Genomic DNA, 21,577 nt, shown 5'->3' with positions numbered 1-21,577 from the left:
TAATTTTAGAAAAAACTTATTACAATGAAAATCATACAGAAAGCATTGGCGTTTGTGGGACTATTAAGTTTATGCATCCTATTTATTTATGCACTACAAGATGCTCCAACAGATGAAAATTTTGAAACTAAATTGATAAATGATTATAATGTTTATGCGCTTCAAGTACCAGATGATTTAAATTTTGCAGGTGAAGCCATGCCACTTGAAAATCCAGATATTTTAGAGCGAATGGATAGAGAATTATTGGTTAACACCTATTGGCAATCTAATGGATTGTTGATGTTTAAACGCGCCAAAAAATACTTTCCCATTATAGAGCCTATTTTAGCTAAAAACGGTGTGCCAGACGATTTTAAATATCTAGCAGTTATAGAAAGCGGATTAACTAATGCGGTGTCTCCAGCAGGAGCAAGAGGTGTATGGCAAATTATGCCTGCTACAGGAAGAGAAAACGGTTTAGAGGTAAATAAAAACGTAGATGAACGTTATAATTTAGAAAAAGCAACAGAAGTAGCTTGTAAATATTTATTAGAAGCTAAAGCTAAATTAGGATCATGGACTTTGGCAGCAGCTTCATATAATGCTGGTAAAGCAGGTGTTTCTAAACGCTTAAAAGAACAAAGTGTATCAACATATTACGATTTGCTTTTAGGAGAAGAAACTGGCCGCTATTTATTCAGAATTGTGGCTTTAAAAGAGATTTTATCTAACCCTAAAAAGTACGGTTTCAATTTTAGAGATAAAGATTTATATGCTAATATTCCAACCTACAAGATTGAGGTAGATACAGCGGTTACAGATTTTACTCAGTTTGCTCAAAGATTCGGAATTAATTATAAGTTATTAAAACTTCATAATCCTTGGTTGCGCGAACCACACCTTAACAACAAATCAAGAAAACAGTATTATATAGAGATTCCTAAAGAAGGTTTTTATTCAATAAGATAATTAAAAAAAACTTAGAGATTAGCTTTTTATCTTCCGCGTCTTTTTTGAGATCTTACTGATGCTCCAGCTCCGTAATGTTGGTTCGGACCAGCAGCTTGCTTCATGTTTTGTTTCATCATTTTAATCTGATCAGTAAGCATGCCTTGTTTATCTAGTTTTTGAGCTTCGGTAAGTAATTTTTGAGCTTCTTGTTTTCTTCGTTTAGAAAACGCAATACCTGCCAAATTTAATTTAGCCATAGCCAAATCATGATCCATAGATAATCCTAAAGAAATGGCTTTTTTAAAGTATTTTTCAGCCTCATTCATATTATCTTGAGAAACCATAATACCATGAAGGTAGTTGTAATAGCCTTGTTGTTTTGTAACCAAAGCTGATTCTGGGTTTTTAATTTTATTTAACCATTTTTTTGCACCTGGAAAATCTTGTTTACGCAACCTTAAAAATGCTAATAGAATAAATTCATTTTTAAAATAAAGGAATATAAAAAACAAAGACAAAAAGATAAGCGCAATACCATTACCAATATAGCCTTCTGTAAATTGATAAACTGCAAATGCAATGATAAGAGCAGCAATGATAAGTTTTATGATTTTATTGTACATATTTATAAAATTTCAAATTGTAAAAAGTTAGGTTTGTATCTAAAACAAACTACTTTACAGTTTTAAGACTGCAAAGAAACTAAATTTTTATCAAAAAATACACATAGATATTTAACAAAAATCAAGGTAATACCAAATAAATAAAGGGGTGACACAATCTTTTTAATCTTTGAAAATATTTATAATATTTTTTAAAAAATGATTTGCAAAGTAATAAAGGGTTTGTATATTTGCCCTCGGTTTTAAGGAGCCATCTATTTTAAGAATTACAATACAGATATAAAAATATAAGACAATGCCAAAAAGAACGTTTCAGCCATCGAAAAGAAAAAGAAGAAACAAACATGGTTTCAGAGAAAGAATGGCTTCTGCTAACGGTAGAAAGGTATTAGCACGTAGAAGAGCTAAAGGAAGAAAAAAATTATCTGTTTCATCTGAAACTAGACATAAGAAATAATGATTAACAATTGTTGATAATTAAAAGGTGTTACTTAGCGGTAACGCCTTTTTTTATATCTACTGATTACTATTTTTGCAAGACTTTAAAATACAACATAATAACCAGTAAAAAATGCCAAAAAATCCAAAACTAAAATCGATACTAATTATTGGCTCAGGACCTATAGTTATAGGTCAAGCATGTGAATTTGATTATTCAGGATCTCAATCTTTAAGATCTCTTAGAGAAGATGGAATTGAAACTATTCTTATAAATTCAAACCCAGCAACAATTATGACAGACCCCTCTATGGCTGATCATGTATACTTGTTGCCTTTGAATACGAAGTCTATTATCAAAATCTTGAAAGAGCACCCACAAATAGATGCTGTATTACCAACTATGGGAGGACAGACTGCCTTAAATTTATGTATTGAAGCAGATGAAAAAGGCATTTGGAAAGATTTTGATGTTGAATTAATTGGTGTAGATATTAATGCCATTAATATAACAGAAGATAGAGAGCAGTTTAGAGAATTGATGGGTAAAATAGGTGTTGATATGGCACCTCAAGCTACAGCAACATCGTTCTTAAAAGGAAAAGAAATTGCTCAAGAGTTTGGATTTCCATTATGTATTAGAGCTTCTTATACTTTGGGTGGTGCTGGTGCTGCAATTGTTTATGAAGAAGAAGATTATGATAAGTTATTGCGTAGAGGATTAGAGATATCTCCAATCCATGAAGTGATGATTGATAAAGCAATGATGGGTTGGAAGGAGTATGAATTAGAGCTACTTCGAGATAAAAACGATAATGTTGTAATTATATGTTCTATTGAGAATATGGACCCTATGGGAATCCATACAGGAGATTCTATTACGGTTGCTCCTGCAATGACATTAAGTGATAAAACGTATCAAAAGATGCGTGATATGGCTATAAAAATGATGCGTAGTATTGGTGATTTTGAAGGTGGATGTAATGTGCAATTTGCTGTAAGTCCTGATGAAAATGAAGATATTATTGCCATTGAAATAAACCCACGTGTATCACGTTCTTCTGCTTTAGCAAGTAAAGCAACTGGATACCCGATTGCAAAAATTGCTACAAAATTAGCTATTGGTTATACTTTAGATGAGTTAGATAATCAAATTACTAAATCTACTTCGGCACTTTTTGAACCAACCTTAGATTATGTTATTGTAAAAATACCACGTTGGAATTTTGATAAGTTTGAAGGTTCTGACAGAACATTAGGTTTACAAATGAAAGCCGTTGGAGAGGTTATGGGGATTGGACGTTCTTTCCAAGAAGCGCTTCATAAAGCTACACAATCTTTAGAGATTAAAAGAAATGGTTTAGGTGCTGATGGTAAGGGGTATACAGATTATAACCAAATTATAGAAAAGCTTACCCATGCAAGTTGGGATCGTGTTTTTGCAATTTATGATGCCATTGAAATTGGTATTCCGTTAAGTCAAATTTATGATATCACAAAAATTGATATGTGGTATCTTAAGCAATACGAAGAGTTATTTCAACTACAAAAAGAAATCTCAACGTTCACAATTGATACTATTGAAAAAGATTTACTTCTAGAAGCAAAACAAAAAGGATATGGAGACCGTCAGATAGCTCATATGCTTAGTTGTTTAGAAAGTCAGGTGTATAATAAAAGAGATGAATTTAATATACAACGTGTATTTAAATTAGTTGATACTTGTGCTGCTGAATTTACAGCAAAAACGCCATATTACTATTCTACTTTTGAAAATGTAGTTGAATCAGCTTCTGGTGAGCAATACACGCACAACGAAAGTGTAGTTTCTGATAAAAAGAAAATTGTTGTACTTGGTTCTGGTCCTAATAGAATTGGACAAGGTATTGAGTTTGATTACTGTTGTGTACATGGTGTATTAGCCGCTGCAGAATGTGGTTATGAAACTATTATGATAAACTGTAATCCAGAAACGGTTTCTACAGATTTTGATACAGCAGATAAACTATATTTTGAACCTGTTTTCTGGGAACATATTTATGATATTATTCGTCATGAAAAACCTGAAGGGGTTATTGTACAGTTAGGAGGACAAACTGCTTTAAAACTTGCAGAAAAACTTACTAAGTATGGTATTAAAATTATCGGAACCAGCTTTGAATCTTTAGACTTAGCTGAAGATAGAGGAAGTTTCTCAAGATTATTAAAAGAAAATAATATTCCTTATCCTCAATTTGGGATTGCTGAAAACGCAGATGAAGCTTTAGCTTTAGCTGAAGAATTAGATTTTCCAATTTTGGTTAGACCATCTTATGTTTTAGGAGGTCAAGGGATGAAAATTGTAATTAATAAAGAAGACTTAATAGAACATGTTGTTGACTTATTAAGAAGAATGCCAAATAACAAACTTTTATTAGATCATTATTTAGATGGCGCTATTGAAGCTGAAGCTGATGCGATTTGTGATGCTGATGGAAATGTTTACATTATTGGAATCATGGAGCATATCGAACCTTGTGGTGTACACTCAGGAGATTCTAATGCAACCTTACCAGCCTTCAATCTTGGAGATTTGGTAATGCAACAAATTATTGATCATACACATACAATAGCTAGAGCTTTAAATACTGTTGGTTTAATAAACATTCAGTTTGCTATTAAAGATGATACAGTTTATATTATTGAAGCAAACCCAAGAGCATCTAGGACAGTACCTTTTATAGCTAAAGCTTATAAAGAACCTTATGTTAATTATGCTACTAAAGTGATGTTAGGTGAGAAGAAGGTAACAGATTTTAATTTTAACCCTAAATTAGACGGGTATGCTATTAAGCAACCTGTATTCTCTTTTAATAAATTCCCTAATGTAGATAAGCGTTTAGGACCAGAAATGAAGAGTACTGGGGAGAGTATTCTATTTATTGATAGTTTAAAAGATGACGATTTTTACGATTTATACTCTAGACGTAAGATGTATTTAAGTAAATAAGATTTAATAGTTATACAAATAAAAAAGCCGCTTGAAGCGGCTTTTTTATATAAGTATGTTATGGTAGAAATGGGGCTACTTCATTTTAAGGTTAAAATTAAAAGAGACATTAACATCTTCAGCAACTTTATCTCTAACAATTTTTGGAATTTTAATGTCAAAATCTGAAACAGAGACTTTAAAATCACCAGTTGTAGAAATAACATTTTTATCCTTGGTAATGTTTATAATAACATCATTAATTTGCTTCGTTTTTCCATGAAAAGTTAATGTGCCATTAATTTTAAAAGCAGTTGCGGATTTTAATTTATCAACAGAAAAATCTTTTATTTTCCCTTTAAAAGTAGATTTGGGGTAAGTATCAGATTCAGCATAATTTTCATTGAAATGCTCTTCCATCAAAGCATTTTTAAAACGAAAACCTTTTACAAAAACTAAAGCAGCAAATTCACCATTATCAGCATTCAAAATGGCCGTAACAGATTTGTTTACAGCTTTGACTTCTTCAACAGATGGTACAGAGGCTTCAAAATTAATTATCCCCGTTTTTGTTAAGTATTTTGTCTGAGAGCATACATTAATACTTATAAAAGCTATTAAATAAATTATTTTTTTCATTTCTGTAATTTGTTTATTCTGTGCAAAATGTTTGCCAAATCTGAAAACTTAGTTTTCTAATAATCCATCATCTTTCCATTGCTGTATCATAGCTCTTAAACTTGAATTTATTTGACCAGATGGAGGCATAGGGCTTGTAGAACTGTTTGTACGTGCTATAATACGATCCACTCTACCGCTTACTTGAGCATAAGTAGTTAATGAAAATGGGGCACCATTTGATGGAGTGCTACCATGGCACTGGTTGCAATTATTATTAATAATACTCCTAATATCTCCATCATAAGTTAAAGCTGTTGTACCAGGATTCATTTCTTCTTCTTCCTTTAAATCATCACTACTGTCACTAGAACAATTGAAAATCATTAAAGACAAGGCTAACATAAAAATTAGTTTTGTAGATTTCATAGTTGTTGTTTTTATTGTTTGTTGAATTATTTTAAATATTAAAATCTTCTACTTAGATTGAATCCGAAGTATATATTACCATCTGACCAATCTCCTGCTCCTTGACCAAGAAAACCATTAGTATTCATAGCTTGAGAGTTTGTAAAATGCATCTGGAAAACATGACCGCCAGTTTCTAAATCTAAACCAATAGATAATGGGTTTTTAAATGGCGAGTTACTTGCTCTATTTAAATGTAAACCATAATCTGCATTTATAGACCAACGTTTGGTTAGTTTATAACGTCCACCTAAACCAATAGCAAATTGAGAGTTATTTTGTTCATCAACTACTACATAGTTATCGTGAAAAAAAGTAGGTGCCAATTCTATAGAAAAATCAGTATTTACTTTTCTAGATATAAGAAGTTGCGCAGTATACCCCAATCTATGCTTAAACTTTAGTAAAGGCAAATTATCTTTATCTAAAGCAGTGTTTATTATGATAGAATTATAACCTACTATGGTAAAAGGAAAACCATTTTCCTCTTGCCTAAGTAATCGGTATTTGGTTGAAATATCATAAATTTTTAAGAATGAACTTCTTGAAACACCAATATTTACACCTTCAGAGATTCCATAAACAAAGTTTAATCTTGTTACGGCTTCATCTAAACCAAAAAAAGTATCAATACCATTTTTTATACTTCCAAACCTATGTGATACTATAAATGTAAGTTCATCTTTAGCTACAAGTTTAGTGGATTCAAAATTTACAATTTTCAATCCTTTAAATGCTGCAGTTGCATATTGTGTCCCTGTTGAATCTGAGTCAATCTCATCTAATAAATCATCTTGCGAAAATGAAATTATTGGAATAAGGAAAAAAAGGCTGATTAGATATTTCATTGTTTTTTAAAGCTTTATAAAACGTTTAGTCTGTAATTTATTTTCAATTTCTACACTAATCAAATAAATACCATTAGTCCAATTTGATACATCTATTGAAGTATCGAAATCTGAAATAATTTTATTATGTACTTGTTTACCTATAGCATCATAAACTTTTACTTTTCCAGACTCAAAAGCATTAGATATTTCTATATTAATTTTTGATGATGCAGGATTTGGTATTATTTTAAAGTTGTTTGCAAGCTTAAAATCTTCAGTTCCTAAAGTTATACTACTAGCAGTAGCGCCTTTGTTGCTAAAACCATGATAGCCCAAAGAAAATGTTGCACCATTTCCTCTTGCCCAAACCAGATTAATAGAGCCTGGAGCTGCTACAAAATCATAATCATTTGTCTCTCCAGTATCTAAAGCTCTAGTTGCAACTAATGTTCTTACACCAGAAGATACGTTATTGGAAGATATAGACCAATCCTGGTTACTATCAAGTGTTGGAACTGAACGACCACCTGTAAACGTTCTATCTGTTAAATTTGCTCCATCAAAAATAACTACATCATCTCTTGGAGGTCCTTCTAGCATACTCATGGCATCAAAACCTAAAGCTAACCATCTATCACTCGGTCCAATTAAGGTTAGAGTTACTTCACTTGCTGTAATGTCAATTTGAGCGGTATATTCTAAACCTGAGGTTGAGGACAGATTAATAACTCCAGAAGAGTATGTTTGCGCAAATAATAACATACCAAAGGATAAAAAACTTAAAAATGTTAGTGTAATTTTTTTCATGGCGTTATTTTTTAAAAAGGGTTAGTAATTCTTTGTTGTTGTTATTTAGTGCGTAATCATATGCAGATTTATTATTACCATCTTTCAAATTGTAATTAGCACCAGCTTCAACTAAAAGCTTAGCAATTTCATTTTTTTTAAATAGTGTTGCGTAATGTAAAGCGGTGGTTCCATTAGCATCAGCTATATTTGTTTTTGCTTTTTTATCTAGTAATAATTTTGTTATTTTTTTGTTCCCTTTTACTACGGCAGCCATTAAAGGAGTACCATACTCACTTGAACCATTAATATCATCTACTTTGTCAATTAAAAATGTAACAATAGATTCATTACCATGGTAACATGCTAAAATTAAAGGAGTATAGCCTTGATCATTTTTTTTATTGATAATATTAGAATTTGCTTTATAAAGTTTTGTAATTTCTTCTATACTACCATTACGACAAACATCAAAAATGTTGTCTTGCGAATGCACAATAGAAACATTGATAAAGAAAAAAATAAGATAGAATAATTTCATAGCTATTTTATTATTGAGCATTGATCTAATTTTACTTGTTCAAATAAGTCATCATAACCAATACAACGTCCTTTTATTTTAACCTCTGAATTTAGTTTTGCTGTCTGAGTTTCGGTAAATTGACAAAATATAGTATTGTTTAATGTTAAGTCTGAATTATTTAATTCTGTAACTATTCCCGTTAGTTCAATGGTTTTATTAAGGTATTTTTTTCCAGATACTAACGCGTCTAGTTTAAACTCATTTACAATATCTTCAGGTGTAGATTTGAATTCAGGTAATTCTGTTTCAATATTTCTATGGTCTTGGTAAACATAGTTATACAGAGAAATACTAACTACCAAGAGTAAGATGAAGAAAATAATTTTCTTTTTCATTGATACATTTTTTAAATACTGCTCCAGTTAATAAAAACTGAAGCAGTTTAAAAGCTAGCGCCAAGTTATATGGTAAAAACTTGGGTTTTGCAAATTTCCCTTTTTCATAGAAGCGACAATCACTAGCTCAATATTGTTAATTGCATATGTTATTATATCTTAATCTATCACTATCATTTACTCTAAAATCTATACGTTTTTGAGTGTATTCAGACATTTCATGCAATCTCCATTCATTATTACATAAAGGTAAACCTGGAATGTTTATAGTAACAGTTATATTATTTTTTGTTCCTGAAGCAACCCAAGTGCCATAAGCATTTGTACTAGACCAGTAAACACCGACTCTACCATTAGATGAGAAGTTAAAAGTGTACCCATTATAAACGTTGTCATAATTTGTATAATCTCTATCTAGTTGATCAACTGTCCATCCATTGCAGTTTGTTAGTGCTTCAGTTAATGCTTCAATATCGCAATCATTACAATCATCATCATTATAATCAAAATCATCATCTTCATCACAATCATCTTTATGAGCATTAATAATGTTTTCCAACTCAATTAAATTATTGATACTAATTGGTGTGCCATCTGAAAGCATTACATTAATTGGAAAGTTTAATGAAACAAGTAAGTCGTTATTAAGGTTTTTTAAGAAATGATTTAGTTCATAATCAGTTGTAATTGTATCAGTATCTGTTATTTCACTATTCTTATTAAAAATTGAAGCAACTATTGGGTATTCAAAATCTAAACACTCTATGTCTTCATCAAATTCATTTTCACCATTACAATTAATAGAATGATTACTTAGTTCAGTATAATTATTAATTATAAATTCTGTAAAATCTTCAGATACAATAGTAATAGGATAAGTAATATCTAAGACGTCAATATCATCGTCTTCATCATCAAAAATATATTCAATAACCTTATATTCTTCTTTTGTTTTTACACTGATTAATTGCCCGTTAACAGTAACATCAACTGGAAATTTAATATTGAAACAATTTGATTTATCTATGATGTTATCTATCGATCCGTCATTACTAGAGACTTTAGTGATTAAATTGCTAATTGAAGAATTAGCAACCAATACTTCCTCTGATGGCGCTTCAATAAGTTCCATGTCTTCTTTTCTGCATGATGTTAGTAGCATGCATGTAGACAAAAAAATTAGGATTACTGTGTTGGTATAAAGCTTCATTATATGTTGCCTGTTTTATATATAACAACTGAAACTTTAAAACTCCTGATTATTTTTAAAAAATATTTATATATCTTTAAAAATAAAAAAGCAAACTTGCAGAAAGAGACTATTCACAACATTTGCCAAACTCAAATTTTTGAAGGTATTTATAATAAATACTCAAAAGATTTACATGACTTTCTTTATTACAAATACGGCTCGCAAATTAATCCTGATGATAAGGCTCAAGAAGCTTTTATAAAGCTTTGGGATAATTGTAAGTCAGTAACTTTGGCTAAGGCAAAATCATTTTTATTTACAGTTGCAAACAATTTGGTTCTTAATGATATTAAACATCAAAAAGTTGTTTTGAATTACCAGAAAAAATCTCAGAAAACGCATACTAATGAAACTCCAGAGTTTCTTTTTGAAGAATCTGAATTTCTGGAAAGCTATAAAAAGGCTTTAGCTAGCTTAAATGAAGACCAACGGGTTGCCTTTTTATTAAATAAGGTTGAAGGAAAAAAGCATGCAGAAATAGCTGAACAATTAGGGGTTACAAAAAAAGTTGTTGAATACCGAATTTACTCAGCTTTTAGTAAACTTAAAGAAGTGTTAGAAAATTTTAATATAAAATAATCAGGAGTTTTAAAGTTTCAGTTGTTATATACTAAATGGATAAAGAATATTTAATAAAAAAATGGCTTAATGACGAGTTGACAAATGCTGAAAAAGATGCTTTTGAGCAACTTGATGATTACAAGTTAAATACTGATATCCTGGATGCAGCACAGCATTTTAAAGCATCAAATTTCTCAAATAGTAAAGATTTTGAAACATTTAAACAGGAATATGAATCTAATAAAATACCTATTAAAAAACTAAACTGGTTTAAGCCTTTAATTCAAATAGCAGCGGCTATTGTTATAGGTTTTGGTATTTATTTTTATGCGTTTAATAATGCGGTTACTACATTTGAAACACTTGCAAATCAAAAATCAAGTTTAGAATTACCTGATCATTCAAAAGTTACTTTGAATGCGCTTTCTCAAATAACTTTTAATAAAGATGATTGGCAACAAAAAAGAGAAGTTAAACTTAATGGTGAAGCTTATTTTATTGTAGAAAAAGGTAGTACGTTTAATGTGGTTACTAAAACAGGAATAGTAACTGTAGTTGGTACTGAGTTTAATGTTAAACAACGACAAGATTACTTTGAAGTTAAATGTTTTGAAGGTGTTGTTAACGTGGTTTCTAGTTCAACCAAAAGAACGTTGCGAGCAGGAGATACTTTTCAAATTTTAAATGGTATCTTTATTGAAGACAAAACTGTTTTTAAAACACCACATTGGATTAAAGGCATCAGTAGTTTTAATGAGGTTCCTTTTAAAGTTGTAGTAGACGAGTTAGAGCGACAATATAATGTTAGTATTACACTTAAAGATGTTAATTATAGTCGAAAGTTCACTGGCGGTTTTAATCATAACAATTTAGAAGAAGCCCTCATTTCTATTACAAAACCAATGGGTTTAACTTATAAAGTTAGTACATCGAACGACGTTGTAATCCATGAAAATAAGGACTAACCATTACTTTTTATTTGCTTTATTTTTTCTTTCTTTCTCTTTGCTTATAAATGCTCAAGAGAAAAGTGAAAAGCTGTCGTTAATTTCCATTTTAAACACTATTCAAAATAAGTATGGATATCAATTTAATTATGCGAAAGATACAGTTGAAGATTATAAAATAGTACCACCCTCAACAGATTTTACGTTTACAAAAGTTTTAGAATATTTAAAAGAATCTACAGGTTTAGATTACACTATAATTAGTAACAACTTAGTTTTGGTAAATGCATCAACTAATTCTTTATTAAAAGAGGAATTACAATTATTGCCAGAAGTTATAGTTCCTAGTTATATTATTAAGGGAATAAGTAAGTTAAATAATGGTTCGTTTAAAATTGATTTTTCAAAATTCACGATGCTTCCTGGGTTAATTGAAGCAGATGTATTACAGTCTATCCAGGCATTTCCAGGAATACAAAGTATAAATGAAAATGTATCAAATATTAGTATAAGAGGTGGAAGTCATGACCAAAATTTAATCTTATGGGATGGTATTAAAATGTATCAATCTGGTCATTTTTTTGGACTTATTTCTATGTACAATCCACAAATAACTCAAAATGTTTCTTTGTTAAAAAACGGTTCAGATGTAAGTTATACGGATGGCGTTTCTGGCTCTATTTTAATGAATACCACTAACCAACTTAATTCTGATTTTAAAGGTAATATTGGTGTTAATTTTATTGATGCTAATGGTTTTTTAGATGTACCTATAAATCAAAAATCGTCTATTCAAATCGCTTTAAGAAAGTCAATAAGTGATTTTATACAAACACCAGCATATGATAATTTTTTTGATAAAATTTCTGAAGATACAGAAGTTGAGAATTCAATGAGTACAGTTATGAATTCTGATAAAAAATTCGATTTTTATGACGCTTCTTTTAGATGGATATACAAAGTGAATGATACCGATGAATTGCGAGTTAACTTTATAAACGTAGCTAATGAATTGGTATTCAACGAAAATAGTGTAGAAGAGTCAAGAAGAAGTAATGTCACTCAAAACAGTATTGCTGGAGCTGTGCATTATGATAAAACTTGGAGTGATACTTGGCAAACATCATTTGAAGTTTATGAAACCGATTATAAATTAAGAGCTGTAAATGTAAATATTGAAGATTCTCAACGTTTTTTACAAGAAAATATTGTTTCTGAAACAAGCTTTAAATTAAAAACCAATTACAGACCAAACGAAAAATTTAGTTTGCTTAGTGGTTATCATTTTGTTGAAACTGAAGTTACTAATTTAGATGATGTTGATACACCAATCTTTAGGTCGTTGGTATCTCAAGTATTAAGAACACACGGTCTTTTTTCTCAGTTTAATTATAAATCTTTAAATAATAAAACGAGTTTGTCAGCTGGATTAAGGTTTAATTATATTAGTAAATTTAAAAAGCAAATTTGGGAACCTCGTTTAAGCTTTGCACATAAGTTTCTTGACCATTTTAGTGTTGAGGTTTTAGGCGAAATGAAACACCAAAATACGTCTCAGGTTATAAATTTTCAAAATGATTTTTTAGGTGTTGAAAAACGAAGGTGGCAATTAACAGATGATGAAACTATTCCTGTTATAAAAAGTAAACAAATTTCGTTAGGAATTAATTACAGAAAAAAGGGATGGCAATTAAGTGCAGACATTTATCACAAACGCGTTAACGGCATAACTTCTCAAAGTCAAGGATTTCAAAATCAATATGAATTTGTTAAATCTATAGGTGATTATAAATCTAGTGGTGTAGATTTTATTCTAAGAAAACAAATAGATAATTTTAATACTTGGTTAAGCTATGCTTATTTAAATAGTGATTATGAGTTTAGGTCCTTACCAGAAAAAGAATTCCCAAGTAATTATAATATTAGGCATGCAATGACTTTAGGAACTACCTATACAAATAAAAACTTCAAAATTTCAACAGGTATTAACTGGTTTTCTGGCAATCCAACAACATTTCCAATATCAGGAAATGAAATTGTTAACAATGAAATTAATTTTGAACCTAGTAATAGTAGTGAACTGAAGGATTATTTTAAAGTGGATATTTCTGCTTTATATAACTTTAGAATGAGTATGAAAACCAGAGCAGATATTGGAGCTTCTATTTGGAATCTTTTTAATAATAAAAACGAGATTAATAACTTTTATAGAGTTAATAATGGAAGTTTAGATGAAACCTTACAAACATCCTTAGGGTTTTATCCAAATCTTGTAATGAGAGTGTATTTCTAGGTTGAAAAATATTATTTCAATTCAATTTTAGCATTTTGAGATTTAATAAAATCAATATGCTCTTCTATTTTAAATTCAGAAGCATTGAATGTAGACGAGCGTTTTCTTGTTTGTTCTTGTCTAGCAATACTTCTTGCAAAACGTCTCACACTTTGTTCAGAGTCTAAAATCAAACCTGGTATTTTTGCATTTTTACCATTTTCGTCTTTGGCTACCATAGTGAAGTATGATGAATTACAATGTTTAACTTTTCCAGTTTGAATGTTTTCAGATTCTACACGAAGCCCAACAACCATTGAGGTTCTCCCAGTATAATTTATTGAAGCTTTAAGCGTAACCAGTTCTCCAACATCAATAGGATTTAAAAAATCTACTTTGTTTACAGAGGCAGTTACACAATAATGATTTGAATGTTTTGAAGCACAAGCAAACGCAATTTGATCCATCAAATTTAGGATATGCCCACCATGAATTTTTCCACTAAAATTAGAGTGAGATGGAAGCATTAATTCGGTTATAGATACTTGAGATTCTTTGGCGTGTTTATACATGTTATTAAATTATTCGTCTTCTTGAGCACGTTTTATAATAGCTTCAGGTAGTGATTTTTTTGCTTTAGCACCCATTTTTTTAAGTTTTTCAACACTTGTAATGAGGTTTCCTCTACCATCAACTAACTTATTCATTGCAGAAGAATAATCGTTTTTTGCAGCATCAATCTTTTTGCCAACACCTGTTAAATCTGTAACTAATCCTTCAAACTTATCATAAAGTGCTCCTGCTTGTCTAGCAATTTCAATGGCATTTCGTTGTTGCTTTTCGTTGTTCCACATGCTATCAATAGTTCGTAGCGTAGCTAAAAGGGTAGAAGGTGTAACAATTACTATGTTTTTTTCGAAAGCTTTGTTGTAAATAGTATTGTCTTCATTTACAACTACAGCAAAAGCTGGCTCTATGGGTATAAACATGAGTACAAAATCCGGAGATTCAATATCATATAAGTCTTGATAATTTTTTTCAGAAAGTTGGTCAACATGCTTTTTTATAGAATTTGTATGTGCTTTTAAAAACTGAAGTTTGTCGTCATCATCTGCATTTACCAAACGTTCATAGTCTGTTAATGAAACCTTCGAATCTATAATCATTTTTTTTCCATCAGGAAGATTTAGAACCACATCAGGCAAAACACGAGAACCATCGTCTCTAGTAAAACTTTGTTGTATAAAATACTCTCTATCTTTTTCTAATCCTGATTTTTCTAAAACACGTTCTAAAACCAATTCGCCCCAATTTCCTTGCATTTTACTATCGCCTTTTAAAGCTCTAGTTAAATTGGTTGCTTCTTTAGTCATTTGTTGATTGAGGTCTTTTAAACCCAGTAACTGCTCTTTTAAAGCGGAATGCATACTGATGCTTTCCTTTTGCGTTAAATCAACTTTTTCTTCAAATGTTTTTATTTTTTCTTGAAGCGGATTTAAAATGTTTTTTATGTTTTCTTTATTTTGAAGTGTGAATTTTTCAGATTTTTCATCTAGAATTTTAGTGGCTAAAAGTTCAAAATCTTTACGAAGTTGCTCTTGACGCTCTTCAAGTTCTTTATCTCGTTTAAGGTTCAGTTCTTGAAGGTTTTCGTATTCAGAATTTTTTCGAGTTAATTCTGTGTTTAAAAATTCTTTTTCACGACGAATTTCTTCACGTTCATTTTCAATTTTTGCAAGATTCTGTTTCAATTCACCAATGGTTAAACTCATTTGATTTTGACGTTCTTCAAGTGTGCTTTGTTCACTTTTCGTTTTAAGTTTAGAAAAGTAGCTACCTAAGAAAAAGCCAATTGCAGCAAAAATTAAGGAAATAAGAATAATGATTAAACTGTCGTTCATTTATAAATAGAATAAAACCAAAGATAATTTTTTAGGTTTATATTTTTTGGAATTGAAGCTACTTTTTGAAATTATTTTTTCACCCTAAAACTTCCTGTGGTTTCATCAAATGAAATTAAATCTTTAGGAAATAAAGTTTCAAATGTTCCTTTTGAAATTAAATTACATGGTACATCTGAAACAACTTCATTATCTGTCATTACTATTAGGTTGTCACATAATTGAATTGCCAAATCTATTTCATGAGATGAAAATAAAATAGTCTTATTAGTCTCTTTTGCTAACCGTTGTAGTAGTTTTAGAATATATGTTTTATGATACATATCTAGATGTGTAGTTGGTTCATCTAGAATAATTAAATCAGTATCTTGGGCTAGGGCACGAGCAATCATTACTTTTTGCAACTGACCATCACTAAGTTCAAAACATTTTTTGTGTTTTAAAGATGTAATATTGGTTTGTTCTATTGCTTTTTCAATGCTTTGAATGTCACTTTCAGATAAATTACCTACCCAATTTGTGTATGGTTGTCTGCCCAATGCCACCAATTCAAAAACAGATAAGTTTTTTGAAGCTACTTGTTCTGTTAATACTAAACTCATTACTTTGGCTAAATCTAATGGATTATATTCTGAAATGTTTTTACCGTTGATTTGAATATCACCATTTAAAGGACTTTGAACATTGGTTAGCGTTCTTAGAAGCGTTGATTTTCCGATGCCATTGGCTCCAATGAGTCCAATAAGTTTTCCGCTTTCTAATTTAATATTGATGTTAGAGGCAATAACAGTATTTTCTTTTTTTGAAGTATACCCAATATCTAGGTCTTGGGTTTTAAGGATGATATTTTTTTTCACTTTGGCCATTAAAATATCATTTTTCGTTTTCTAACTAATAACCAAATTACAACTGGAGCACCGACTAAAGCAGTTATGGCATTTATTGGTAATGTATAATCACTGCTTGGTAATTGAGCGATACTATCGCAAATGAGCATCACAATAGCTCCAAATAAAAATACTGCTGGCAATAATACTTTGTGATTTGATGTGTTAAATACTTGTCTTGTAATATGAGGAATGGCTAAACCTATAAACGCTATTGGTCCAGTAAAAGCGGTTATGGTACCTGCTAGCAAACTGGTGGCAATTATTATTATTAGTCTACTTTGTTTTATGTTTAAACCTAAACTTTTAGCATAGTTTTCGCCCAATAATAAAGTGTTTAACGATTTGATTGAAAAAATACTTAGTAAAATCCCTAGTTGATAAATTATCAATAGAATGGTTAAATCTTCCCAAGATAGATTACCTAAACTTCCAAAACCCCAGAAAATATATTGTTGTAATTGTTCAGCAGAACCAAAATAAGAAAGTACGCTAACAATAGCAGCAGTTATACTTGCAAACATGAGTCCAATAATTAGAATAGCCATAGTATCTCGCACTTTTATCGACACTGCTAAAACTGCCAATAAAACTAAAAAACTCCCCAAACTTGCAGCAATTACTATTCCCCATTTTGATATAAATAGTGAAGCCAAAACACCACCAAATAGTCCAGAGCCTAATATTACTAGTGCAACTCCTAAACTAGCTCCAGAGCTTATTCCTAAAACAAAAGGACCAGCTAGTGGGTTTCTAAAAAGTGTTTGCATTAACAAACCAGAAATACCTAAGCCAGAACCAACTATAATTGCAGTTAATGCTTTTGGTAATCTATAATTTTGAATAATTTTTTGCCATGCTTCTTGTTCTGTAGGATACCCTATTAAGCTATTGAAGATATCTTTTAAAGGAATTGAAACAGAACCCAAACTAATATTTATAAAAAAACATGCTATTAAAATAACAAAGATTATGATGAATGAAAACTGATATGTTTTTTTATCTACCAAACTATTCTAATGGTTTAAAGAAAAAAGGTTTATAGTTTTCTAATAGTTCTGGATGACAAATTTTTATCAAATCTTTTAGCACTAAATCGGGTCTACTCATTCCTAATTCATAGTATAAAACACCTCCAGTTGTTCCTTTGGTATTACTAAAAGTATAAACATTTTTATTTTGAAATGCCTTGAAAGAAGCATGATTTTCATTGCCATTTCTTAAAGCTACTAAACTTGAATAATTAGAAGGACTTAACCAAATATCTGCATTTTGAGCTTTCACAAAAACCGATTCAAAATTTAATTTTAAACTTCCAGATCCTTCAGTGTTACTCCAAAGATAGTTTACATTGGCATCTTTTAAAAGTTGTGCTTCTGTACTTGTACCATTGGGTAAATACCAAATATCGCTATGCATCGCTCCACTTAAAATTGTAGGTTTCGTTTTTATGTTTTGAGCAAGTATTTTTGCATCTAAATAGTCTTTTTCAATCTTATTAAATATAGAATCCGTTTCTTTTTCTTTATTATATAAAATACCGAACAACTTAATCCACTCTGCTTTTGCTAATGGAGAATTCTCTACCCAATCACCATTAAAAATCACAGGAATTCCTGATTTTTTAATCGTTTCTAAAGAGCGATTACCACCATCAATTCCAAAGCCAACAACCACATCAGGGTTTAATTCTAATAAAACTTCAGTATTAAGTCCTTCGTTTTTTCCCAGTTCTCTGATATTTCCATTATCGATTTGTTGCCTTACTTTTTCAGAAGAAATATAATCTGTTCCAGGAAATCCCAATAAAGTCTGTTCAACATTAAGTAATTCAAGAGCTGGTATATGTGTGGTAGAGGTTACCACTATTTTTTTTATAGGGGTGATAATTATACCATCATAAGCATCTTTCATAAAAGAAGTTTTTGAGGCATTTTCTTTATCTATTAATACGTACTTTAATTTTTTCTCTGCTTTTGGCCAAGGCTTATTTATTTCTAAAACTTTGTAGTTATCATTTTCTGTTACAGTAAAACCCTTAGCATATTTTAATGCTATATTTTTTACTGTTGAGGCAGGAGTCTTTCTATTTATGCCTTTTTCTTTTTTACAAGCAAGTAATAAAAACAATATTAAAACAAAGCTGAGTTTTTTCAAGGTTTAGTTTTTTTATCCTTATCAAAAGTAATATTATTTAGAGTTTTTAAGTAAACATTAAGAGGAATGTTTACATTTGCAGCGAAATTTGGTTCTGTTTAGTTTTCTAATCGGATTAAAAGGGAATCTGGTGAGACCCAATAATTGTCAATTCCAGAACTGTTCCCGCAACTGTAAGCTATAATGCTTCATGTTAAACTTCAAGTCACTGTTGCTAATGCAATGGGAAGACCAACATGAAGACGCAAGTCAGGAGACCTGCCATTTTCAAAACAAATAAGTTAAACTTTCGGGATAAAAGTTTGCGTATGATAATCCATGCGATTCTCGAGTAATTATTCATTAAAATGAAAAAAACAAATGTTTTTGGACTCCTATGTTTAGGATTCTCAATGGTTGGTTTTGCACAAGAAAAACAAGCAGATTCAACAAAAGTAGAACAACTAGAAGAAGTTGTTGTTTCAGATTCACGATTTAAATTAAAACGTGAAAATTCTGGTAAGACTGTAATTAAAATTTCAAAACAAGAAATTGAAAGAAACCAAGGTAGAAGTATTACTGAACTAATTAATACTAAAAGTGGTATTGAGGTTAACGGTAGTAGAAGTGTTGCTGGACAGAACATCTCTAGCTTTGTTCGTGGAGGTAATAACAGACAAGTTTTGGTACTTGTAGATGGTGTTCAAATTAATGATCCATCATTAGTTTCTAATGAATTTGATTTAAGATTAATGGATTTAAATACTATTGAATCTATTGAAATTATTAAAGGCGCAGCAAGTACTTTATATGGAAATGCTGCAGCTACTGCGGTTATTAATATTTCTACTAAAAAAGCTTCCAAAGATGAAATTTCAGGAAGTTTTTTAACTGTTATTGGTACAAATCAAACTCAAGATGATTTGAACTATAATGGCTCAAGTTTTACTAACAATGTGTCTATTAACGGAACTTTAAATAAGTTTACATATTTAGCAAGTTTTGGTAACACATTTGTAGATGGATTGTCTGCTGCTAAGTCTGAAAATGCTGAGAAAGATCCATTTTCAAGATATAATACTAATTTAAAATTAGGTTATATGTTCTCAAATAATTTTGAGATTATTGCCTATGCTAGTTTAGACAAGTTTAAAACTGATATTGATGGATTTCCTCCACCAAATTTCACATTTTCAGATACACCTGATGCGTTTATTTCTAAACAAAAAAGAGTTGGTATTTCACCTAAGTTGACTTACAATAATGGTAGTTTTCAAATAAATGCAGCTTACACTAAGATTGATAGAGAAACTATTTCTGATTTTGGTTCAATTAACGAAGCGGATAGTTATGTTATTGATGCATTTAATAAATATAATTTTAATAATACATTTTATACCATTATTGGTTTAAATTATGGGGATTATAAAAGTTTATTTGCTGATGAAGAAAGTTTTACAAATACTGATCCGTATTTAAATGTAGTTTATGTTTCTGATTTTGGGTTGAATTTGAATGCTGGAGCTAGGTTAAATAATCATAGTGAGTATGGCTCTCACTTTGTGTATAATTTTAATCCTTCTTATAGTATATCTGTTAATGAAGGGTATGCTAAAGTATTTGGATCTTATGCAACATCATTTATAGCACCTAATTTATCTCAATTGTTTGGTTTTTTTGGAGCTAATCCAGATTTAGAACCTGAGGAGAATCAAACTATTGAAGGTGGTTTAGAGTACAATACCAAAAAAGGATTTCGAGTAAGCGGATTGTATTTTAATAGAAATGAAGAGAATACAATTATTTTTGGTAGTGCTTATGAAAATGCGACTACTGATGCTAAAGTACATGGTTTTGAAATTGAAGCTCAAGTTGATTTGGTTAAAAATTTATCAATTTCTACTAACTATACCTTTACTGAAGTTAAGGACGGAGTGCGTTTACGAGTTCCAAAACATAAAGCTAACGCTAGTTTGGGTTATGACTTTTGTAAAAGCACTTTTGCGTCATTAAATTACCAGTTTGTAGGAAGTAGAACAGATACTAATTTCTCAACATTTACAAATGAAGAGTTGGATTCTTATTCTCTAATTGACCTATATTTTAGTCATAAATTGATTAAGAATAAAGTGAAGCTTTTTGCTAATATTACTAATCTATTAAATGAAGATTATTTAGAGATATTAGGCTATACTTCTAGAGGTAGAAACGTAAGTTTAGGATTGAATTTGAATTTATAGAAAAGCATTGCGTCTGAGTTAGATGTATTCATTATAAATATATTAAGACTTGTTGATTTTAAATTGACAGGTCTTTTTATTTTGGTATTAAATCGCAATACCAAACCCCATATTTTTCTGAATCACTTCTGCAAACAGAATCATCAGTTTTAGGTGTATCATATTCACGATATACTTTTTCTCCAATTTGAAAATCAATTGGGTTTTTAAAAATAGGTCCATCGAAACAAAAAGTATGAAATTCTCCATTTTCGCCACAAGGATCAACGCCTTTAGGTAAATTATTAATAAAGTTTTTATCAATTACTGTCCCCACAAAATTCTCATCAAAATATTTAGAATTGGCGCATACAATTATGGTTTTAAAGCCTAAATCTAAAAATTCATTCAAAAGTTCTTTAGTATTTCGTTTCCATAGGGGATAAACTGATGATAAACTTTGTTTTGTTAATTGCTTGTCTCTATAATCTCTTAAATCTTCAAGAAAAATATCGCCAAAAGCTGAATGTGTAAATTCGTCCTGTTTTAATCTTGAAACAGTTTCAGACATTTTTTGTTCATAAACTGCCATACTGGGCATTTCTGGAAGTTCAATTAAACTTGCTGTAATACCAATTGCATTAGTTTGCGCAATTAAAAGTTCTTGTCGCAGCCCGTGCATAGACACACGGTTGTAATGCGAATTAACTGTCGTGACTAATTCTTCTACAGCATAGTTTTCATTTTGTAATAAATGATATAATGCTAGTGCAGAATCTTTACCAGAACTCCAGTTAAAGTAGGTTTTGATTTTTTTCAA

21 protein-coding genes and 1 riboswitch are annotated in these 21,577 nt (G+C 30.3%); of the genes, 7 read left to right on the top strand and 14 right to left on the bottom strand.

All coding sequences use genetic code 11. The annotated features are described in order from the left end of the window. The first annotated feature begins 24 nt into the window (after nucleotides 1-24). Entirely contained in the window at nucleotides 25-951 is a 927-nt protein-coding gene (locus tag DIS18_RS01010) for a lytic transglycosylase domain-containing protein (RefSeq protein WP_109351188.1), read from the top strand. 26 nt (nucleotides 952-977) lie between these two features. On the opposite strand, the gene DIS18_RS01005 is transcribed toward DIS18_RS01010, so the two are convergent. Continuing rightward, nucleotides 978-1,556 carry a tetratricopeptide repeat protein gene (locus DIS18_RS01005; RefSeq protein WP_109351187.1) on the bottom strand — a complete coding sequence of 193 codons (579 nt, stop codon included), beginning with the start codon at nucleotides 1,554-1,556 and terminating at the stop codon, nucleotides 978-980. A gap of 295 nt (nucleotides 1,557-1,851) precedes the next feature. On the opposite strand from DIS18_RS01005, the gene rpmH reads away from it, so the two are divergent. Next, nucleotides 1,852-2,013 (top strand): 50S ribosomal protein L34, encoded by a 162-nt coding sequence (gene rpmH, locus DIS18_RS01000; protein WP_013870629.1) that lies wholly within the window; start codon nucleotides 1,852-1,854, stop codon nucleotides 2,011-2,013. Between the two features lie 114 nt (nucleotides 2,014-2,127). Then, nucleotides 2,128-4,983, top strand: a complete 2,856-nt coding sequence (gene carB / locus DIS18_RS00995; protein WP_109351186.1) for a carbamoyl-phosphate synthase large subunit — start codon at nucleotides 2,128-2,130, stop codon at nucleotides 4,981-4,983. Between the two features lie 75 nt (nucleotides 4,984-5,058). On the opposite strand, the gene DIS18_RS00990 is transcribed toward carB, so the two are convergent. From DIS18_RS00990 to DIS18_RS00960, 7 genes are all read right to left on the bottom strand, one after another. After that, nucleotides 5,059-5,601 (bottom strand): YceI family protein, encoded by a 543-nt coding sequence (locus DIS18_RS00990; RefSeq protein WP_109351185.1) that lies wholly within the window; start codon nucleotides 5,599-5,601, stop codon nucleotides 5,059-5,061. Nucleotides 5,602-5,649: 48 nt separating this feature from the next. Next, complete coding sequence (locus DIS18_RS00985; protein WP_109351184.1) at nucleotides 5,650-6,009, bottom strand: hypothetical protein; 360 nt, start codon at nucleotides 6,007-6,009, stop codon at nucleotides 5,650-5,652. A gap of 38 nt (nucleotides 6,010-6,047) precedes the next feature. After that, entirely contained in the window at nucleotides 6,048-6,896 is an 849-nt protein-coding gene (locus DIS18_RS00980) for a DUF5777 family beta-barrel protein (RefSeq protein WP_109351183.1), read from the bottom strand. Between the two features lie 6 nt (nucleotides 6,897-6,902). Continuing rightward, the gene (locus tag DIS18_RS00975; protein ID WP_109351182.1) at nucleotides 6,903-7,685 is read right to left on the bottom strand and encodes a T9SS type A sorting domain-containing protein; all 783 of its coding nucleotides are present in this window, start codon (nucleotides 7,683-7,685) and stop codon (nucleotides 6,903-6,905) included. A gap of 4 nt (nucleotides 7,686-7,689) precedes the next feature. Continuing rightward, complete coding sequence (locus DIS18_RS00970) at nucleotides 7,690-8,205, bottom strand: ankyrin repeat domain-containing protein (protein WP_181363965.1); 516 nt, start codon at nucleotides 8,203-8,205, stop codon at nucleotides 7,690-7,692. A gap of 2 nt (nucleotides 8,206-8,207) precedes the next feature. Further along, the gene (locus DIS18_RS00965) at nucleotides 8,208-8,582 is read right to left on the bottom strand and encodes an OB-fold protein (RefSeq protein WP_109351180.1); all 375 of its coding nucleotides are present in this window, start codon (nucleotides 8,580-8,582) and stop codon (nucleotides 8,208-8,210) included. A 136-nt stretch (nucleotides 8,583-8,718) separates the two neighbouring features. Then, complete coding sequence (locus tag DIS18_RS00960) at nucleotides 8,719-9,792, bottom strand: hypothetical protein (RefSeq protein WP_109351179.1); 1,074 nt, start codon at nucleotides 9,790-9,792, stop codon at nucleotides 8,719-8,721. Nucleotides 9,793-9,888: 96 nt separating this feature from the next. Between DIS18_RS00960 and DIS18_RS00955 the strand changes: the two genes are divergently transcribed. From DIS18_RS00955 to DIS18_RS00945, 3 genes are read left to right on the top strand one after another with little or no spacing between them, the layout of a single operon-like run. Then, entirely contained in the window at nucleotides 9,889-10,413 is a 525-nt protein-coding gene (locus tag DIS18_RS00955) for an RNA polymerase sigma factor (protein ID WP_245925551.1), read from the top strand. 35 nt (nucleotides 10,414-10,448) lie between these two features. Next, nucleotides 10,449-11,360 carry a FecR family protein gene (locus DIS18_RS00950; protein WP_109351177.1) on the top strand — a complete coding sequence of 304 codons (912 nt, stop codon included), beginning with the start codon at nucleotides 10,449-10,451 and terminating at the stop codon, nucleotides 11,358-11,360. Next, nucleotides 11,344-13,635: a TonB-dependent receptor plug domain-containing protein gene (locus DIS18_RS00945; RefSeq protein ID WP_109351176.1), complete on the top strand. Its 2,292-nt coding sequence runs from the start codon at nucleotides 11,344-11,346 to the stop codon at nucleotides 13,633-13,635. The genes DIS18_RS00950 and DIS18_RS00945 overlap by 17 nt, the downstream gene beginning before the upstream one ends. 11 nt (nucleotides 13,636-13,646) lie before the next feature. Here DIS18_RS00945 and DIS18_RS00940 read toward each other — a convergent pair whose 3' ends face one another. The 5 genes from DIS18_RS00940 to DIS18_RS00920 all read right to left on the bottom strand — a co-directional run bounded on the left by DIS18_RS00940 (nucleotide 13,647) and on the right by DIS18_RS00920 (nucleotide 18,559). Further along, on the bottom strand, nucleotides 13,647-14,186 hold the full coding sequence (locus DIS18_RS00940) for an acyl-CoA thioesterase (protein WP_109351175.1): 540 nt from the start codon (nucleotides 14,184-14,186) through the stop codon (nucleotides 13,647-13,649). A 9-nt stretch (nucleotides 14,187-14,195) separates the two neighbouring features. Next, entirely contained in the window at nucleotides 14,196-15,515 is a 1,320-nt protein-coding gene (locus DIS18_RS00935) for a DNA recombination protein RmuC (protein WP_109351174.1), read from the bottom strand. A gap of 71 nt (nucleotides 15,516-15,586) precedes the next feature. Further along, on the bottom strand, nucleotides 15,587-16,381 hold the full coding sequence (locus DIS18_RS00930; RefSeq protein WP_109351173.1) for an ABC transporter ATP-binding protein: 795 nt from the start codon (nucleotides 16,379-16,381) through the stop codon (nucleotides 15,587-15,589). Continuing rightward, a complete protein-coding gene (locus DIS18_RS00925; RefSeq protein ID WP_109351172.1) occupies nucleotides 16,381-17,412 on the bottom strand; it encodes a FecCD family ABC transporter permease in 1,032 nt (343 codons plus the stop codon). Before DIS18_RS00925 ends, DIS18_RS00930 begins: the two co-directional genes overlap by 1 nt. 1 nt (nucleotide 17,413) lies before the next feature. Continuing rightward, nucleotides 17,414-18,559, bottom strand: coding sequence for an ABC transporter substrate-binding protein (locus DIS18_RS00920; protein ID WP_109351171.1), 1,146 nt, complete (start codon nucleotides 18,557-18,559; stop codon nucleotides 17,414-17,416). A gap of 72 nt (nucleotides 18,560-18,631) precedes the next feature. After that, a riboswitch (cobalamin riboswitch) is annotated at nucleotides 18,632-18,839 on the top strand. A 67-nt stretch (nucleotides 18,840-18,906) separates the two neighbouring features. Between DIS18_RS00920 and DIS18_RS00915 the strand changes: the two genes are divergently transcribed. Continuing rightward, the gene (locus DIS18_RS00915) at nucleotides 18,907-20,778 is read left to right on the top strand and encodes a TonB-dependent receptor plug domain-containing protein (RefSeq protein ID WP_109351170.1); all 1,872 of its coding nucleotides are present in this window, start codon (nucleotides 18,907-18,909) and stop codon (nucleotides 20,776-20,778) included. Nucleotides 20,779-20,854: 76 nt separating this feature from the next. Here DIS18_RS00915 and DIS18_RS00910 read toward each other — a convergent pair whose 3' ends face one another. Beyond that, complete coding sequence (locus DIS18_RS00910) at nucleotides 20,855-21,577, bottom strand: Dph6-related ATP pyrophosphatase (RefSeq protein ID WP_109351169.1); 723 nt, start codon at nucleotides 21,575-21,577, stop codon at nucleotides 20,855-20,857.

The sequence above is a fragment of the Algibacter marinivivus genome, assembly GCF_003143755.1.
In the GTDB taxonomy this organism is placed as follows: Bacteria; Bacteroidota; Bacteroidia; order Flavobacteriales; family Flavobacteriaceae; genus Algibacter_B; species Algibacter_B marinivivus.
The sequence above is the reverse complement of the archived record's forward strand: the minus strand, read 5'-3'. Positions and strand labels throughout refer to the sequence as shown.

What these genes read in the sequence shown, in the direction of transcription:
- DIS18_RS00940 (WP_109351175.1), bottom strand. Translation starts at nt 14,186, where the DNA reads ATGTATAAACACGCCAAAGAATCTCAAGTATCTATAACCGAATTAATG.
- DIS18_RS00990 (WP_109351185.1), bottom strand. Translation starts at nt 5,601, where the DNA reads ATGAAAAAAATAATTTATTTAATAGCTTTTATAAGTATTAATGTATGC.
- DIS18_RS00930 (WP_109351173.1), bottom strand. Translation starts at nt 16,381, where the DNA reads ATGGCCAAAGTGAAAAAAAATATCATCCTTAAAACCCAAGACCTAGAT.
- rpmH (WP_013870629.1), top strand. Translation starts at nt 1,852, where the DNA reads ATGCCAAAAAGAACGTTTCAGCCATCGAAAAGAAAAAGAAGAAACAAA.
- DIS18_RS00980 (WP_109351183.1), bottom strand. Translation starts at nt 6,896, where the DNA reads ATGAAATATCTAATCAGCCTTTTTTTCCTTATTCCAATAATTTCATTT.
- DIS18_RS00985 (WP_109351184.1), bottom strand. Translation starts at nt 6,009, where the DNA reads ATGAAATCTACAAAACTAATTTTTATGTTAGCCTTGTCTTTAATGATT.
- DIS18_RS00950 (WP_109351177.1), top strand. Translation starts at nt 10,449, where the DNA reads ATGGATAAAGAATATTTAATAAAAAAATGGCTTAATGACGAGTTGACA.
- carB (WP_109351186.1), top strand. Translation starts at nt 2,128, where the DNA reads ATGCCAAAAAATCCAAAACTAAAATCGATACTAATTATTGGCTCAGGA.
- DIS18_RS00965 (WP_109351180.1), bottom strand. Translation starts at nt 8,582, where the DNA reads ATGAAAAAGAAAATTATTTTCTTCATCTTACTCTTGGTAGTTAGTATT.
- DIS18_RS01005 (WP_109351187.1), bottom strand. Translation starts at nt 1,556, where the DNA reads ATGTACAATAAAATCATAAAACTTATCATTGCTGCTCTTATCATTGCA.
- DIS18_RS01010 (WP_109351188.1), top strand. Translation starts at nt 25, where the DNA reads ATGAAAATCATACAGAAAGCATTGGCGTTTGTGGGACTATTAAGTTTA.
- DIS18_RS00970 (WP_181363965.1), bottom strand. Translation starts at nt 8,205, where the DNA reads ATGAAATTATTCTATCTTATTTTTTTCTTTATCAATGTTTCTATTGTG.
- DIS18_RS00975 (WP_109351182.1), bottom strand. Translation starts at nt 7,685, where the DNA reads ATGAAAAAAATTACACTAACATTTTTAAGTTTTTTATCCTTTGGTATG.
- DIS18_RS00945 (WP_109351176.1), top strand. Translation starts at nt 11,344, where the DNA reads ATGAAAATAAGGACTAACCATTACTTTTTATTTGCTTTATTTTTTCTT.
- DIS18_RS00935 (WP_109351174.1), bottom strand. Translation starts at nt 15,515, where the DNA reads ATGAACGACAGTTTAATCATTATTCTTATTTCCTTAATTTTTGCTGCA.
- DIS18_RS00960 (WP_109351179.1), bottom strand. Translation starts at nt 9,792, where the DNA reads ATGAAGCTTTATACCAACACAGTAATCCTAATTTTTTTGTCTACATGC.
- DIS18_RS00915 (WP_109351170.1), top strand. Translation starts at nt 18,907, where the DNA reads ATGAAAAAAACAAATGTTTTTGGACTCCTATGTTTAGGATTCTCAATG.